Consider the following 14,342-nt stretch of genomic DNA (forward strand, 5'->3'; position numbering starts at 1 on the left):
TGTTAGACGCTGGCCTGCTTTGGTCCCTTGGCTTGCGGAATGGGGCAAGACGCCGGCGCCGGCGGTATGGCGCTGCTGACTGGCGGAGAGGGATAGTACTGCGTCGTTTGCTGAACCTGCTGCGCGGCAACCGTCCCTTTCATGAGCTGGATCAACATCAGCGCTTCGTCCAGTCCCGACGAAATCCCGCCGCCGGTCAGGCGGTTGCGGTCGAGCACGAAGCGCGGATTGCCTCCGGCGACGATGACTTTGGGAAAGCGCTCGGCGAAGCAGGGGATGAACGCCCAGTGCGTGGTCGCATTGTATCCGTCCAGCAGCCCCGCGGCGGCGAGCAGCATTGCGCCTTCGCACACCGAGCATACCATCGGCGTGCGCTTCGCCTGCTTGATCAGGAAATCGAGATACCTCCGCTTGGGGTCCTCAATGATCTTGGCAAGCGCCTTCGGGTCGCCGCCGGGAACCCAGAGCGCATCATATTTGCGCGCATCGGCAAAGCCTTTGGAAACTTCGAAGCGGAAACCCTTGCCGCGGAACCGCTTCATGCCCGGCTTTTCCGCAAGCAGGTCTATCTCGAATCCCGCCCAGCCGAACATTTCGGACGGGCCTGTCACATCGAGCATGTCGACTTCATCGTAAACCGGAATGCCGATCCTCATCCTCATGCTCCCTGACAAGCGCCATTCAACTGTCCGCGGCAAGTATTATCGTAACGATTATCTTGAATTTGAAGCACGCAAAAGACAATCGCTCTGCCTTTTCTGCGCAAGAGCAATTCCAGGAAAAGTGTGTGCGGTTTTCCCGTCCGGAATTGCGTGAAAACAAAGAGCTCTAGCTGCTGCGTTTAGGAAAAGAGCAGCTTGCCGTATTTGCCGGCAGCGATCCTCAGCGCCGTCAGCCGGCCGCTCTGAAAGGCGCCGGTGTCGATGCCGAGCCTTTTGCCGTCGAGCCGGGGCATGTCGACCGGTGTGTGGCCATGCACCACGAAGCGGTCGAGCAGATGGACGGCGTCGAAGAATTCGTCGCGGATGTTGAGCAGGTCCTGCTCATCCTGCGCGACAAGGTCGATGCCCGGCCTGATGCCGGCATGGACGAAGACGAATTTGTCCGAACAGAGCAACACCGGCAGGCTGCGCAGGAAGTCGATATGGCTGGCCGGGACGACCTCCCTTATGCGCCGGTCGACCTCGTCGCCGGATGTATAGAGGTTGGCAAGCCGCGCTGGATCGACACCGTAGGAAAACAGTGTCTCTCGGCCGCCGACCGCCAGCCAGCGGTCCCGCGACAGATAGCCGTCGAGATAGTGCAGCATTGCGACTTCATGGTTTCCCGCCAGGCAGACGCGCAGGAAGCCTTGTGGCGGGGGCGCCAGAAGATGGTCGAGCACGCGCGCCGATTGCGGCCCGCGGTCGATATAGTCGCCGAGCATGACGATGATCTTGCGCCCGCGAAATTGCTGCGCGTCGAGCGCGATCTTCTCTTCCAGCGACAGCAATTCCTTGTAGCAGCCATGCACGTCGCCGATCGCGTAGACGACCGTGTCCTCCATATCCATTTCGAAGCGCTCGCGCGGCGCCGTCCGTGGGGGTCTGGATCTCTGAAACAAGGCCACTGGGGCTCGATGCCTGCCGAAAGTCGGGTTTCGTTTCCGCGGATGCGCCCTCGTGGCGCACCGCAAACCCGTGGATACAGGGCAGGCGTTGGAAATTCCATAACGTTGGCAGGCAGCTTTCGCCGGCCGGTATCGAGGCTTAGAGCAATTCCAGGAGAAGTGTGAAGCGGTTCTCCGTCCGGAATTGCGTCAAAACAAAGAGATAGAGCGGCTCGCCGTTTCCGTGAAACGGTGAACGCTCTAGCCGTCAGGCGGCCTTGAGGCGGTAGCGGAACACGGTGTGGTCGAGCAGCAGCCGGATGCGCGGCTCGGCCTCGATCGCCACCAGCCAACTGGCAGCGATCATCGTCGCCCCGGCAAATGCGATCGCCAAGAGATAGGGCACGCCGGCGCGCATCATGGCGCCGATCATCGCCGCGCCGACGACGTCGTGCAGGAGATAGAGCGGATAGGTCATCAGGCCGATGCGGCGCCAGCCGGACCAGGACAAATCGAGCCGCAACGACCATGCCATCAATGCCACCGCGGCGAGGAAGATGACGATCGGCGGCGCATAAGGCATCGCCGCTTCGACCTTGATGGCGTGCACGTCGACGGAACTCATGATCTCCAGCACGCCGCCAGCCAGGAACAATGCCGCAAAGCCGAGCCGAGCCGGGGTCACCGCCTTGAACCGCATCAGCCACAACAGCACGCCGAGCGCAAAGAAGCAGCCATGATGCACCAGCGTCAGCTGCAGCCAGCGCGTCTCGGCGAGGTTGGAAAGATCGAGAGGGTAATACAGGCACCAGAACAGCGTGCTGACCAGCCCGATGACGATGGCGACCGTCTCCATCAGATCGAAGCGGCCGAGCCGCAGCAAGGTCCAGACGACGGCGTAGAAGGCGATCTCGATGCCAAGCGTCCAGTAGACGCTGTCCACCCACGGATCGAAGGGAACGAACAGCCCGGTGCGCAACAGCCGGACCACCGCATCTGTCGGCCAGCTGAGGCCGAGATAGAGCAGCACGACAGCGGTGATCGGCGCGCAGACCCAGACTGCCGGCGCCAGCCGTTTCACCCGTGCCTCGAAGAACCGCAAGGGCGTCAAGCGCTCGGCGCTGAAGGCGATCACGAAGCCGCTGATGACGAAGAAGATTTGGACGCCGACCCAGCCGGAGCCGACAACGGCCATTTCAGGATGCGGTGGAATGCCGCCAGTGGCGCGGGCCGAAATACCGTCCGGAAATGCCCACACCCAGAAGCCGTAGTGGTAGAACATCACCATGACGGCGGCCAAAAAACGCAATATGTCGACGCCGCCGAATGTCGTCTTGTGCTGAGCCATGCCGTACCTTCGGAATGACCCCCCGCAGCAACTTTAAAGTCCGTTGCTGCATTGCACAACAGACGATTGCAGTGCGGGATGATTTTGCCACCGCGCCTCTGTGCGACCCCGCCCCCGCGGCGCGGTGGTCAGACCCCGATGCCGCGGTCTTTGAGCGCCGCAGTGATCTCGTCGAAGATGACGGGATCGTCGATGGTCGCCGGCATCGTCCACGCTTCCTTGTCGGCGATCTTCTGCATGGTGCCGCGCAGGATCTTGCCGGAGCGCGTCTTGGGCAGGCGCTTGATCGTCACCACCGTCTTGAACGCGGCGACCGGGCCGATCCGTTCGCGCACCAGCCCCACCACCTCGCTTTCGATGGCAGCGGCATCGCGGGCAACGCCGGCATTGAGCACGACGAAGCCGAGCGGGATCTGGCCCTTCATGGCATCGGCGATGCCGATGACGGCGCATTCGGCGACATCGGGATGCGCTGAAAGCACCTCTTCCATGGCGCCGGTCGACAGCCGGTGGCCGGCGACGTTGATGATGTCGTCAGTGCGCGACATGACATAGAGGTAGCCGTCCTCGTCCACCATGCCGGCGTCGGCGGTCTTGTAGTAGCCGGGGAACTCCTCGAGATAGGCCTGCCTGAACCGGGCGTCGGCGTTCCACAGCGTCGGCAGGCAGCCGGCCGGCAGCGGCAGTTTGACCACGACATTGCCCAGCGTGCCGCGCGGCACTTCATGGCCGGCATCGTCGAGCACGCGGATGTCGTAGCCGGGCATGGGCACGCYGGGTGAGCCGTATTTCACCGGCAAAAGGCCGAGGCCCGCCGGGTTGATGGTCATCGGCGAGCCGGTCTCGGTCTGCCACCAATGATCGACCACCGGCACGTTGAGTTTCTGCTCCGCCCATTTGATGGTTTCGGGGTCGGCGCGTTCGCCGGCGAGGAACAAGGTGCGGAATTTGGACAGATCGTATTTCGGCACGAATTCGCCCTTGGGGTCCTGCCCCTTGATGGCGCGGAAGGCGGTTGGCGCGGTGAACAGCGCGACGACCTCATGCTCGGCAATTACTCGCCAATAGGTGCCGGCGTCGGGCGTGCCGATCGGCTTGCCCTCGAACATCACGCTTGTCGCGCCATGCAGCAGCGGCCCGTAAACGATGTAGGAATGGCCGACCACCCAGCCGACATCGGATGCCGCCCAGAACACTTCGCCAGGCTTCACGCCGAACTCGTTTTCCATCGTCCATTTGAGCGCGACCATATGGCCGCCATTGTCGCGCACGATGCCTTTCGGCTGGCCGGTCGTGCCGGAGGTGTAGATGATGTAGAGCGGATCGGTGGCGAGCACCGGCACGCAGTCGACATTGGCGCCTGCCGCGCGCTCGCGCGCGACCGCGTCGGCGAAATCGATGTCGTAATGGTCTTTCAACTCGCAGCGCAGCTGGTCGCGCTGCAGGATCAGGCAGGCGTCCGGTTTGTGCTTCGACATCTCGATCGCCTTGTCGAGCAGCGGCTTGTAGGCAACGACGCGTCCCGGTTCCAGGCCGCAGGACGCCGAAATGATCAGCTTCGGCTTGGCGTCGTCGATGCGGGTGGCAAGCTCATGCGAGGCAAAGCCGCCGAACACCACCGAGTGCACCGCGCCAATGCGCGAGCAGGCCAGCATGGCGATCGCCGCTTCCGCCACCATCGGCATGTAGATGATCACGCGGTCGCCCTTGACGATGCCGCGGTTCTTCAGCACCGACGTCAGCGCCACCACTTCGCGCTTCAGTTCGGCATAGGTGAATTTCTTGACCGTGCCGGTGATGGCGCTGTCATGGATCAGCGCGATCTGGTCGGCGCGGCCGCCGGCGACATGGCGGTCGATGGCGTTGTAGCAGGTGTTGCAGGTGGCGCCGTTGAACCAGCGCCCGTAAACGCCCGCACTGGCATCGAACACGCTGGTCCAGGGCGAATACCAGTCGATCGCCTCGGCGGCATCGGCCCAGAACTGTTCCGGGTCGCGTTTCCAGCCGTCGTAGACCTCATGGTAGCGTGACGCCATTCATCCCTCCCGGCAAAATTCCCTACCTTGCAATAGCCTATGCGGGTTTTTTCGGCCATGTCTTCCCCCAAATGCCGTGTGGCTCCCGAAATTCGGCAGATAGTCGATCTCGCCTTGGCCACAAATTGCGGGCACGATTGCCCGGGTTTGAAATCGGGGCAGGGCCCGCAATGATGGTGCGATACGGGCTTGGATTTGCTGCGGGGGCAGCGCTGCTGTTGACGATCGTTTCCGCTGCCCAGGCCGGCGATGCCGCGGCCAGGCGCATCATCGGCTTTTCGCCCGACGGCAAATATTTCGCCTTCGAGCAGTATGGCGAACTCGACGCCGCCATTTCCGGCTGGTCGCAGATCGACATCATCGACACGAGCACCGATGACTACGTCGGCGGCAAGCCGATCCTCGTCATCGACGAATCGGAAGAAGCGACCACGACGCTGGAACAGGCCCGCGCCAAGGCGGCAAAGCAGGCCGCGCCCATCCTGGCCAAATATGCCATTGCCGAGCGCGGCGAACGCACCGCCTTCGACAGGTTCACCTTCCCGGACGAGTTGGTCGAGTACAACGACATCTTCCGTCTTGAGAAGGCCGCGCAGAAATGGCTGATGCCGCGCTTCGACGAAACCGGCATCTCGACCATCCAGCTCGACCAGATCCTGGCTGATAGCAAGACGGACTGTTCGACAAGCTTCGAGGATGCCAATGAAAGCGAGCGGCCCGCGGGCGACAAGACAGGCAAGGCGCTCGGTTTTCGCCTGACCTTGCAGGGACAGGACGGCAAGCCGTTCAAGGTGATGCACGAGGACAAGGCCGTGCCCGGCTCACGCAACTGCCCGGTCTCCTACAGCCTGTCGGAAGCCTATGAATACACCCCGCCCGGCAAGCCGGCTGTGTTGGCCGTGCTGGTGCAGCGTTTCAGCCAGGGCTTCGAAGGACGCGACCGCCGCTTCATCGCCGTGACCGGCCAAGTGCGCTGAACAAACTGCCACGCTGAGCCGCAGCCTGCCTTGCGGCAGGCGCAACGGCTTATGAGCCCTGAAACAGGGCATCCATCGAGTCAGACATCAGGTCTTAAAGCGGCAAAGCCGCCAGCATCAGACCGACGCCACCGGCAATCAATATGGCGGCTGCCAGTGCCTTCCGATGGCGTTCGAACGCCGTCGGAGCACGCTCCCAATTGTAACGCATACCCAATGCTCTCCCAAAACCCGGCGACTCCATAGCTTACTTAAGGTAAGGAAAGCAAGACTTTGACCCCGCCCGATAGCCGGCTTGACGGTTTGCAGCAGTGATTATCGCGACTATTTCTGGGGTGCTTTCCTGCCTTCAGGCCTTGAACGATGTGGAAGCTACCACAACCCAGGATTGGATGTCCCCACCATGTTTTGGTTGCGTGTGTAGTAGAGGTGTTGCCGTTGCGGAATTGCCACAGGTCGGTCAGACTGACCTGTTCTCCTTCTCGCCCGCGCAATGGACAGCGCCGCATCGCCGCGCTATCTGCTCTCCAGCAAAATGGTCTGGAGGGCGCCATGGCCCAAATCGCTTCTGAAATGGTCCTGCGGCTGGCGGACGACGCCTCGGTCCAGCATGTCGGCGACGGCGCTGTCGTGCTTTTGGCGCGCAGCGGCCAGCTTTACACCTGCAACGGCACCACCGAAGCCTTTCTCGACAAGGTCGACGGCGCCCGCAGCCTCGACCAGATCGTCGTCCTGCTTTCCGACGAGTTCGAGGTCGACAAGGATACGCTCGACCAGGACATGGCGGCGCTGGCCGCTGAGCTGGTAAGCGAAGGCATTCTGGCCGACCCGGCTCTCTGATGGCGGACGGCGTTCTCCTGCGCACCCTGTTTCGCGTCCATTTGTGGACAAGCGCGCGGCTGATGCCGGTCCTGATCGGCCACCGCAGCTTCGAATCGGTGTTGAAATGGGCGCCGCTCAGCGCGCCTACCCCCTATCGCGGCCTGTCATCCGCCTACATCGTGGCTGCCGTCAACCGCACCGTCCGGCACCCCTGGCTGATGCGCGATCGCAGATGCCTCAGGGAAGGCCTGCTCGCCCACCGCTTCCTGCGCTTTGCCGGCTTCGATCCGGACCTGCGCTTCGGCGTCGATCCGAAGTCGATGCAGGAACCGCGCATGTCGGCCCATTGCTGGGTCTGCCTCGACGGCCGGCCGGTGGTCAGCGACAGCCTGCCCGGCATGGTGCAGATCTATCGCCATCACGCCGACGCCGGAAAGGCGCATGCCGCTTGACCGGTTCGGCGGCCACGTTCTGTTTTGACCTCAAGGGCCAGGTCATCAGCATATCGGCCTCGCGGGCCGATCTCTGGCCGAGCTTCGACCTTTTGCTTGGCACGTTGCGTATGGCTGACCCCGTCGAGCCCGCTTTCCGCGTCAACATCGTGGAGACATCGGAGTTGCAGGAATCGCCTGCCGGAAAACTCGCTTTCGACGGCGATGTGCCGGAGGACGGCCATTGCCGGCTGATCGATGGCGGCGTCCTCGTTCATCTGATCTTTCCCGGCCTGCAGACCGTCTCGATCAATGCCGACGAGGGCTGGGCCGAGATCCGCGTTCATCCCGACGCCAAGGTCAAATGGACGTTGCTGATGATGGTGCTGGATGCCGCGCTCGATGCCGGCGGTCAGCACATGCTCCACACCGCCGGCCTGACTTTGCCCGGCCGCGACGCGCTCGTGCTGATCCACGCGCCGAGCGGCACCGGCAAGTCGACGACGTCGCTGGCGCTGGCCTCGCAAGGCTTCGGCCTGTGCTCGGACGACGCCATGATCCTCAAGGTTTTGGCCGGCGGCGGCATTACGGCCTGGGGCTTGCCGCGCAAGGTCAAGGTCCATCGCCACACGGCCACAATGCTGCCTTTCGTGGCTCCCTGCCTTGGCGACAAATGGGACGCCAATGGCGAGCAGGCCGTTTCGCTGGAGCGTCTCGCCGAGATCATCCGCATCGAGGAGACAATCGACAGGCCGGTTGCGGCGCTGCTTCATCTGGCCCGCTCGGCGGATGCGCAAACCCGGCTCTCCCCCATGACCAGGACAGACGCCATGGTGGCGCTCGCCACCGACAATGTCAGGACCGGCATGACCGGCCTTTTGCAGGCGCAGAAGCGTCGCATGGCAACGATCGCAACGCTGGTCAAAGCGGTTCCGACCTTTACGCTGGGAGTCGGCGCGAACCCCGCCGATGCCTCGACATTGATCCGCGCCGCGCTGGCAGACTAGAGCAATTCCAGGAAAAGTGTGTAACGGTTTTCCGCCCGGAATTGCGTAAAAACAAATACTTAGAGCGGTTCAGCGATTCCGTGAAGCGCCGAACCGCTCTAGGGCGCACTCAGTCGTCAGATCCAAATTTTCGTATCGGAAGCGCCGGCCTTCGCTGGCTCACGGATCCGGATTTTCGCCGCAGTCGCATAAGCAGTCGGCTTAGCCGGTTGTAGGCCAGGTGAACAACGCGCCCGTCCGCGCAATCAAATGCCACCACGCCCCATCGGTGCATCGGCGCCTTGCCGGTCACGGGTCGGGGCCGCAGGATAGGTTGCGCCAGTCGCACCGGTTTGCCGTTTACCAGCACGTTGACCGCAACGCTGGGCCCTACGATGCGGCATAGTCGGGCGACATGGGCGCTCGACCATTCGCCGCCAACAACCAGCGGGTTTCGCCCCAGCTGCGCCCAAACATACTCGCCGCTCGGCTGGGGCATGCCGGTCAGCCTGCCACGGCAATGCTCGGGTGCGGCGTCCGCCACCAGCCTGGCCATTGCGACGGCTGTAGCGGCTGAGACCGTCGCTGACGAATGCCAGTCCCCTGGGGATAACGCGACCTGCGCCAGAATATCGCCCTGGTCGAATGCCGCCGTCATCCTGTGAAGCGTCACTCCGCCGTGGATTTCGTGGTTGCCGTCGATGACCAGCCTGTGAATCGGATGCGGCCCGCGATAGTGCGGCAGCAGCGCCGGATGCAGGTTCACCCCGCCTTTTGGAAACAGCGTCAGCACCGTCTGCGGGATCAGCCCGCGAAAACCGAAGCAGATCAGGAGATCGGCCTTGAGCGCAGCCAGCCGATGCCCCAGCTTTGCCCAATCATAGGGCGGACCGAACTCGATCAGCGGTGGGTGTCTGTGACCGAGATAGCGCCTTAAGACTGGCCTGCGGCGCCGGCGCCGCCGCCATGTGCTGAAGCTCGACTGCTTGCCCGGCAGCGGGCCGGGCACGACAATTGCAGCGATGCGATGACCTTTCTCAACCCAGGCAGCCAGCATCGGTGCGGTGAGAGAGAATATTTCGCAGACAAAGACTGCCGAGAGCGGCGCTTCCGGATCCACGGCCTGCTCAGGCTGCATAGGGCTTGGATCGGGTGAGCCGCTGGACCCAGCGGAAGGCGTCGCGGCGCAGACGCGAATGCATCTTGTCCCTGGAATTGACGCCGAGCAGCGTATCGCCGGTGATGAGCCATTTGGCGAGACGTATCGACAGGTCGGGCTTGATGCGCCCGGCCAGTTCGATCGCGCGCGGTGCATCAAACAGCCGCCCCGTCACGTTGAGGACCGTCGCCAGTTCGAGCTCGATGCCGCTCATCCGCGCCGCCTCGAACAGCCGAACCTCATCCTCGGATGACCGAAGCGCGCGCACGCCCTGGAGCACGTCGACACAGAGCTGCAGCCGGTGGAACTTGTGCCCGCCCGCGGCATGCACGATGGCGATGGTCAGCAACGCGGCCGGCGTGTCTGTTTCGCCGCCATCGATGGTCTGCAATTCGCGGAAGCCGAGCGACAGCCGCCGCCGCATGCCGGAATCGTGCACTAGATTGCCGTGCAGTTCGATCAGCAGGCTGGTATTCTCCTTCTCCAGCCATTTGAATTCCTGCAAATCCTGCGACTGCGCCTCGCCGCTCCAAAGATCGAAGCCGCATCCGGCAATCACCGCATTGGCCTCGGCGATGCTGGCCGGCTCGACCAGAATGTCGATGTCGGTGAAAGGCCGGTCGGCGGCGTGGCGGTAAAGTTTGCGCGCGAAGACCGGCCCTTTGACGATGCGGGCCGGAACGCCTTTCGCCGCCAATGTCTTCATGATGCGGTCGCCATGATACTGCAGCAGCATCGACTGGCCGGTCGCCAGCGTCGACTGGTCGCGCAGGTCCGACAATTTTTGCTGCAAGGCGGCGTCCGCCGGCAGCTGGGCGTCGCCGATTTCCCTGAGCTTGCGCAGCATGATCGGCAGCACGCCGTGGAACTCGGCATTGGCGAGCAGCGCCAGCAAGGTCCTGGCAGCAACGTCATTGCCGATAGCAGCCGGCGCCTCCGGGTCGGCGAAGGTCAGCAGCAGTTTTTCATCGGCAGGCGCAAGAGATGGCAGCATCAATCCGGAAGTCGTTCGCCCATTCGAGCAATTCCAGGAAAGGTGTGCAGCGGTTTTCCATCCGGAATTGCGTCAAAACAAGAAGCCAGGGCAGTTCGCCGTTTCAGTGAACTGCTCTGGGAGGGCGTATGTTGCAGAAAAGCATGCATGAAGCCAGCGTGGCGTGGCAGAACCGGCTCATGAATTGACTTTCGGTGGTTTCCGTCCATTCTTTTGCATTGCAATCTGGAGGGCATTGGAATGACCAAGAAAAAGTACGAGGCGCCTGTGCTGCGCAAGGCGGGAAAATTGTCCAGCCAAGTGGCCGGCGGGGTGTCAAAGGTTCCGCCGCCCTAAGACTTCTGCGACTTTCGGTTTTGCTGAAGCCGGAGCCAGTGGCCTTATCGGGGCCACTATGGACTTGCCGGCAAAGGGGGAAATGCGATGACCAAGAAGCCATACGAAGCGCCCGTGCTGCGCAAGGCAGGCAAGCTGTCCAGCGTGACGGCGGACAACGGTGCGTCCGGTCCGATCGGTCCGGCGGGCTGACGGCCAAGGCTGTCATGGAGCAGGGGGTGAGATGACCAAGAAACAATATGAGACGCCGGTGCTGCGCAAGGCGGGCAAACTGTCCAGCGTTACGGCGGACACGGCTCCGTCGGCACGATAGACGGACGGCTAGTCTAGACCCCCCAACGCAGCGCAGCGGTGTGCACAGGCGCATCCCATAAAGACGTCGTTTCGCTATCCAGCATGGTCAGCGTGATCGAGCAGCCCGCCATGTCGAGCGACGTCACATAGGAACCGACCAGCGAGCGGGTCACCGTCACGCCGCTATTTTCGAAGATTTTGCGGGCGCTGTTGTACATCAGATAAAGCTCCATCAGCGGCGTGCCGCCGAAGCCGTTGATGAACAGCAGGGCGGGGCCCTTCGCCTTGGCGCCGAGATCGCCCAGGATCGCGGCGCAGATTTCCCCGGCGATGACATCGGCGCTTTTCAGCGTGTCGCGACGCCGGCCGGGCTCGCCATGGATGCCGACGCCGAATTCCATCTCGCCATCGCCAATGTCGAAGGTCGGCCTGCCGGCCGCCGGCACGGTGCAACTGGTCAGCGCCACGCCCATTGAGCGCGTCGCACCGTTGACGCGATCGCCGAGCGCCTTGAGATCCGCCAGCGCCATGCCTTGCTCGGCGGCGGCGCCGATGATCTTTTCGACCACCAGCGTGCCGGCAACGCCGCGCCGGCCGGTCGTGTAGGACGAGTTTTCGACCGCGACGTCGTCATTCGTCACCACTTGCAGGATACCGTCGGCCATCTCGGCCGCCATGTCGAAATTCATCACATCGCCTTCATAGTTCTTGACGATGAACAGGCAGCCGGCGCCGGTGTCGACGGCTTCAGCCGCAGCCAGCATCTGGTCCGGCGTCGGCGACGTAAACACCTGGCCGGGGCAGGCGGCGTCCAGCATGCCGTGGCCGACAAAGCCGGCATGCAGCGGCTCGTGGCCGGAGCCACCGCCCGAGATCAGCGCCACCTTCCCCGGCTTCAGCACCTTGCGGCGGATGAATTTGTGCTCGTCACCCAGCACCAGGATGTCGGCATGGGCGGAAACGAAGCCATCGAGGCTTTCGGTCAGCACCGTGTCGACTGAATTCATAAATTTCTTCATGTGTCCTCCCGAACGCCAGGAAACGCTCAGCCCCCGCTTTTACCGGTGATGCTGGTGATCTTCTGGATGAAATCATTGACAGCCCTGTCGAGCGCCGCGTTCTGCTTGTCGTCGCCAAAATCCGGCACGATCAGCGACACATGCCGGGTCTTGCGCATGCCTGCGGCTACCGACAGCTTCCCCGGATGCGCAAGATGATAGGCAGCCAGAAAATGATCGCGCTCGGCCGGGCTGAAGTGGCAGACAGAAAAAATAGCCGGCAAATGTTTCGACGGGATCGGGATCGAATAGGCCGGGCTGGAGATCTGCGTCACGAAGCTGCGATGCTTGCCCAGCGCGTCGGCAAGGCGCTGGCGCATGCCCGACGGGCGCTGGTCGATGACCTGCGACAGGATCGTCTTGTAGGCGCGGATCGCCTCCTCGGAGCCGGGTTCTGGTGTCTTGTCGACCATCTCAGCCACGCCTAGACCGCAACATCTGCGATAGCCGCCTTGGCCATGGCAAGTTGTGCCGGAGCGACGGAAAGATCGCGCAAGCCGGCCTCGATCAGCGCCGGTATCGCCGCGGGGTCGCCGCCGGCATCGCCGCAAAGGCTGACCGGGATTTTCGCGCGCAAGCCGAACGCGGTCACTTCCGCAACGAGCCGCAGCACGGCCGGATGGCGGACCGAATTGAGATGCGCCACCGCAGCATTGTCACGGGCGGCGGCCATCACATACTGGGTCAAATCGTTGGAGCCGATCGAGAAGAACGCGACATCGGCAAACGCCTCCGGCGCGATAGCCACCGACGGCACCTCGACCATGATGCCGAGTGGCGGCATTTTGTGCGCGACCCCGCGCGCGGCGAGCCCTGCCTGTTCTTCTGCGAACAGAGCGGCGGCGCGTTGGTACTCCTCGACGACGGCAATCATTGGAAACATCACCTTCAGATTGCCGTGCACGGCGGCGCGCAGCAACGCCCGAATCTGCACACGAAACACGTCCGGCCTTGCCAGCGACAGCCTGATGCCGCGCAGGCCGAGGAACGGGTTGCCTTCTTCGACCGTGAAGCCCGGCACCGGCTTGTCGCCGCCGGCATCGACGGTCCGGATAGTCACCGGCTTGTCGCCGGCCCACTCCAGCACTTTTCGATAAGCGCGGTATTGCGTTTCCTCGTCCGGCGGCGCCTTGCCGAACAGGAATTCGGTGCGCATCAACCCGACGCCATCGCAGGTCGAAATGTCGATGCTGTCGACTTCGGATGGATCGGCGATGTTGACCTGCACGCGCACAGCCGTTCCGGCCTTGGTTACCGCCGGCTTCGCCAGATAGGTTTCCGCATTGCTGCGCCGCGCCGCGAAGGACGACGACGAACGGTGAAACGCCTCGATCTCGGCCGTCGATGGTGCCAATACAATGCCGCCATGCTCGGCATCGAGCAGCGCCAGGCCATTGGGATTAGCCGGCGAAGAGCCAAGCCCCACCACCATGGGCACGCCACGCGAGCGCGCCAGCATGGCGACATGGCTGGCGGTGCTGCCGGCTCTTAGCGCGATGCCGCCGCCGGCGCTCCAATCGGTTTCGAGAAAGCGCGTCGGCGCGATGTCCTCGCCATAGAGGATGGAGCCGGCCGGTGCGGTGCTCTCATCCTCCTCGGTCAGCGCGCGCAGCACCCGGTCCCTGATGTCGCTGATGTCGGCGGCGCGGGCGCGGAAATAATCCTGGTCCGATGTTTCATAGCCGGCGATCTCGGCGTCCAGCGCCTGCCGCCAGGCCATGTCAGCCGGAATTCCCGTCGGGATCGCCGCAAAGGCCGGTCCGGTCAGCGCCTCATCCTCCAGCATCGCGAGCTGAAACTCGAGGATGCCGGCGGCCTCGTCATCGGCGGTTTCGATCAGTGTCGCGAGCCGGTCCGTCGCGCTGGCGATGGCTGCTTCCAGTGCAGCCTTCTCCTCGCCGGCTGTCGCCTTGCCTGCGTAGCGCGCAGGGCCGCGGTCGAGATTGAACAGCGGCCCCTCGGCATAGCCGGCCGAAGCCGAAATGCCTTGCAGCCTAAGCGGTTCGGGCATGGCCCGCACCCTCGTCGAAATCGCGCCGCACCAGCTCGGCCAGCGCGCCGACCGCCTCGGTGGCGGCTTCGCCGCTGGCCCTGATATGCAGCATGGTGCCTTTCGGCGCCTTGGTTGCCATCACCTTGACGATGCTCTTGGCGTCGAACCACGGGCCGTTGGCGGCGAGCGCTATTTCCACCTCGGCGGCAAAGCTCTTGGCAAGCTTGGTGAACTTCACCGAAGGGCGCGCATGCAGACCCACCTCGTGGGTGATCAGGACAGTGGCCTCGGCAAATGCGGACATGCTTGTCAAACTTCCC

The 14,342-nt window shown here is 63.2% G+C and carries 15 protein-coding genes; 5 read left to right on the forward strand and 10 right to left on the reverse strand.

The genetic code is table 11. From position 1 onward, the window contains the following. Positions 1-2: 2 nt before the first annotated feature. The 4 genes from AC1DYJ_RS00660 to AC1DYJ_RS00675 all read right to left on the reverse strand — a co-directional run bounded on the left by AC1DYJ_RS00660 (position 3) and on the right by AC1DYJ_RS00675 (position 4,972). Positions 3-656, reverse strand: a complete 654-nt coding sequence (locus tag AC1DYJ_RS00660) for a DJ-1/PfpI family protein (RefSeq protein ID WP_477279073.1) — start codon at positions 654-656, stop codon at positions 3-5. Positions 657-841: 185 nt separating this feature from the next. Continuing rightward, entirely contained in the window at positions 842-1,552 is a 711-nt protein-coding gene (locus AC1DYJ_RS00665) for a metallophosphoesterase family protein (RefSeq protein ID WP_477279075.1), read from the reverse strand. 304 nt (positions 1,553-1,856) lie between these two features. Next, positions 1,857-2,936: an acyltransferase family protein gene (locus AC1DYJ_RS00670; protein ID WP_477279077.1), complete on the reverse strand. Its 1,080-nt coding sequence runs from the start codon at positions 2,934-2,936 to the stop codon at positions 1,857-1,859. A 128-nt stretch (positions 2,937-3,064) separates the two neighbouring features. Next, positions 3,065-4,972 (reverse strand): propionyl-CoA synthetase, encoded by a 1,908-nt coding sequence (locus tag AC1DYJ_RS00675; protein WP_477425901.1) that lies wholly within the window; start codon positions 4,970-4,972, stop codon positions 3,065-3,067. Positions 4,973-5,142: 170 nt separating this feature from the next. Between AC1DYJ_RS00675 and AC1DYJ_RS00680 the strand changes: the two genes are divergently transcribed. From AC1DYJ_RS00680 to AC1DYJ_RS00695, 4 genes are all read left to right on the forward strand, one after another. Further along, positions 5,143-5,949 carry a DUF2259 domain-containing protein gene (locus AC1DYJ_RS00680; protein ID WP_477279080.1) on the forward strand — a complete coding sequence of 269 codons (807 nt, stop codon included), beginning with the start codon at positions 5,143-5,145 and terminating at the stop codon, positions 5,947-5,949. Between the two features lie 552 nt (positions 5,950-6,501). Then, a complete protein-coding gene (locus AC1DYJ_RS00685; protein ID WP_454575842.1) occupies positions 6,502-6,789 on the forward strand; it encodes a PqqD family protein in 288 nt (95 codons plus the stop codon). After that, entirely contained in the window at positions 6,789-7,223 is a 435-nt protein-coding gene (locus AC1DYJ_RS00690; RefSeq protein ID WP_477279082.1) for a lasso peptide biosynthesis B2 protein, read from the forward strand. The genes AC1DYJ_RS00685 and AC1DYJ_RS00690 overlap by 1 nt, the downstream gene beginning before the upstream one ends. Then, complete coding sequence (locus AC1DYJ_RS00695; protein WP_477279084.1) at positions 7,220-8,209, forward strand: serine kinase; 990 nt, start codon at positions 7,220-7,222, stop codon at positions 8,207-8,209. The genes AC1DYJ_RS00690 and AC1DYJ_RS00695 overlap by 4 nt, the downstream gene beginning before the upstream one ends. A 109-nt stretch (positions 8,210-8,318) precedes the next feature. Here the strand turns inward: AC1DYJ_RS00695 and AC1DYJ_RS00700 are convergent, their stop codons facing one another. Beyond that, on the reverse strand, positions 8,319-9,326 hold the full coding sequence (locus AC1DYJ_RS00700; RefSeq protein ID WP_477425902.1) for a formyltransferase family protein: 1,008 nt from the start codon (positions 9,324-9,326) through the stop codon (positions 8,319-8,321). Beyond that, the gene (locus tag AC1DYJ_RS00705; RefSeq protein ID WP_477279088.1) at positions 9,316-10,341 is read right to left on the reverse strand and encodes a nucleotidyltransferase family protein; all 1,026 of its coding nucleotides are present in this window, start codon (positions 10,339-10,341) and stop codon (positions 9,316-9,318) included. The genes AC1DYJ_RS00700 and AC1DYJ_RS00705 overlap by 11 nt, the downstream gene beginning before the upstream one ends. 423 nt (positions 10,342-10,764) lie before the next feature. Between AC1DYJ_RS00705 and AC1DYJ_RS00710 the strand changes: the two genes are divergently transcribed. Then, on the forward strand, positions 10,765-10,869 hold the full coding sequence (locus AC1DYJ_RS00710; RefSeq protein WP_477279090.1) for a lasso RiPP family leader peptide-containing protein: 105 nt from the start codon (positions 10,765-10,767) through the stop codon (positions 10,867-10,869). A 134-nt stretch (positions 10,870-11,003) separates the two neighbouring features. Here AC1DYJ_RS00710 and dhaK read toward each other — a convergent pair whose 3' ends face one another. Genes dhaK through AC1DYJ_RS00730 form a run of 4 tightly spaced genes read right to left on the reverse strand, consistent with a single transcriptional unit; the run spans position 11,004 to position 14,326 of the window. After that, positions 11,004-11,990 carry a dihydroxyacetone kinase subunit DhaK gene (dhaK, locus tag AC1DYJ_RS00715; protein ID WP_477279092.1) on the reverse strand — a complete coding sequence of 329 codons (987 nt, stop codon included), beginning with the start codon at positions 11,988-11,990 and terminating at the stop codon, positions 11,004-11,006. A 26-nt stretch (positions 11,991-12,016) separates the two neighbouring features. After that, complete coding sequence (locus AC1DYJ_RS00720; protein ID WP_477279094.1) at positions 12,017-12,442, reverse strand: hypothetical protein; 426 nt, start codon at positions 12,440-12,442, stop codon at positions 12,017-12,019. A gap of 11 nt (positions 12,443-12,453) precedes the next feature. After that, on the reverse strand, positions 12,454-14,040 hold the full coding sequence (ptsP, locus tag AC1DYJ_RS00725; RefSeq protein WP_477279096.1) for a phosphoenolpyruvate--protein phosphotransferase: 1,587 nt from the start codon (positions 14,038-14,040) through the stop codon (positions 12,454-12,456). Further along, complete coding sequence (locus AC1DYJ_RS00730; protein ID WP_477279098.1) at positions 14,024-14,326, reverse strand: HPr family phosphocarrier protein; 303 nt, start codon at positions 14,324-14,326, stop codon at positions 14,024-14,026. The genes ptsP and AC1DYJ_RS00730 overlap by 17 nt, the downstream gene beginning before the upstream one ends. Positions 14,327-14,342 lie beyond the last annotated feature (16 nt).

The sequence above is a fragment of the Mesorhizobium sp. P2_B11 genome, from assembly GCF_056404855.1.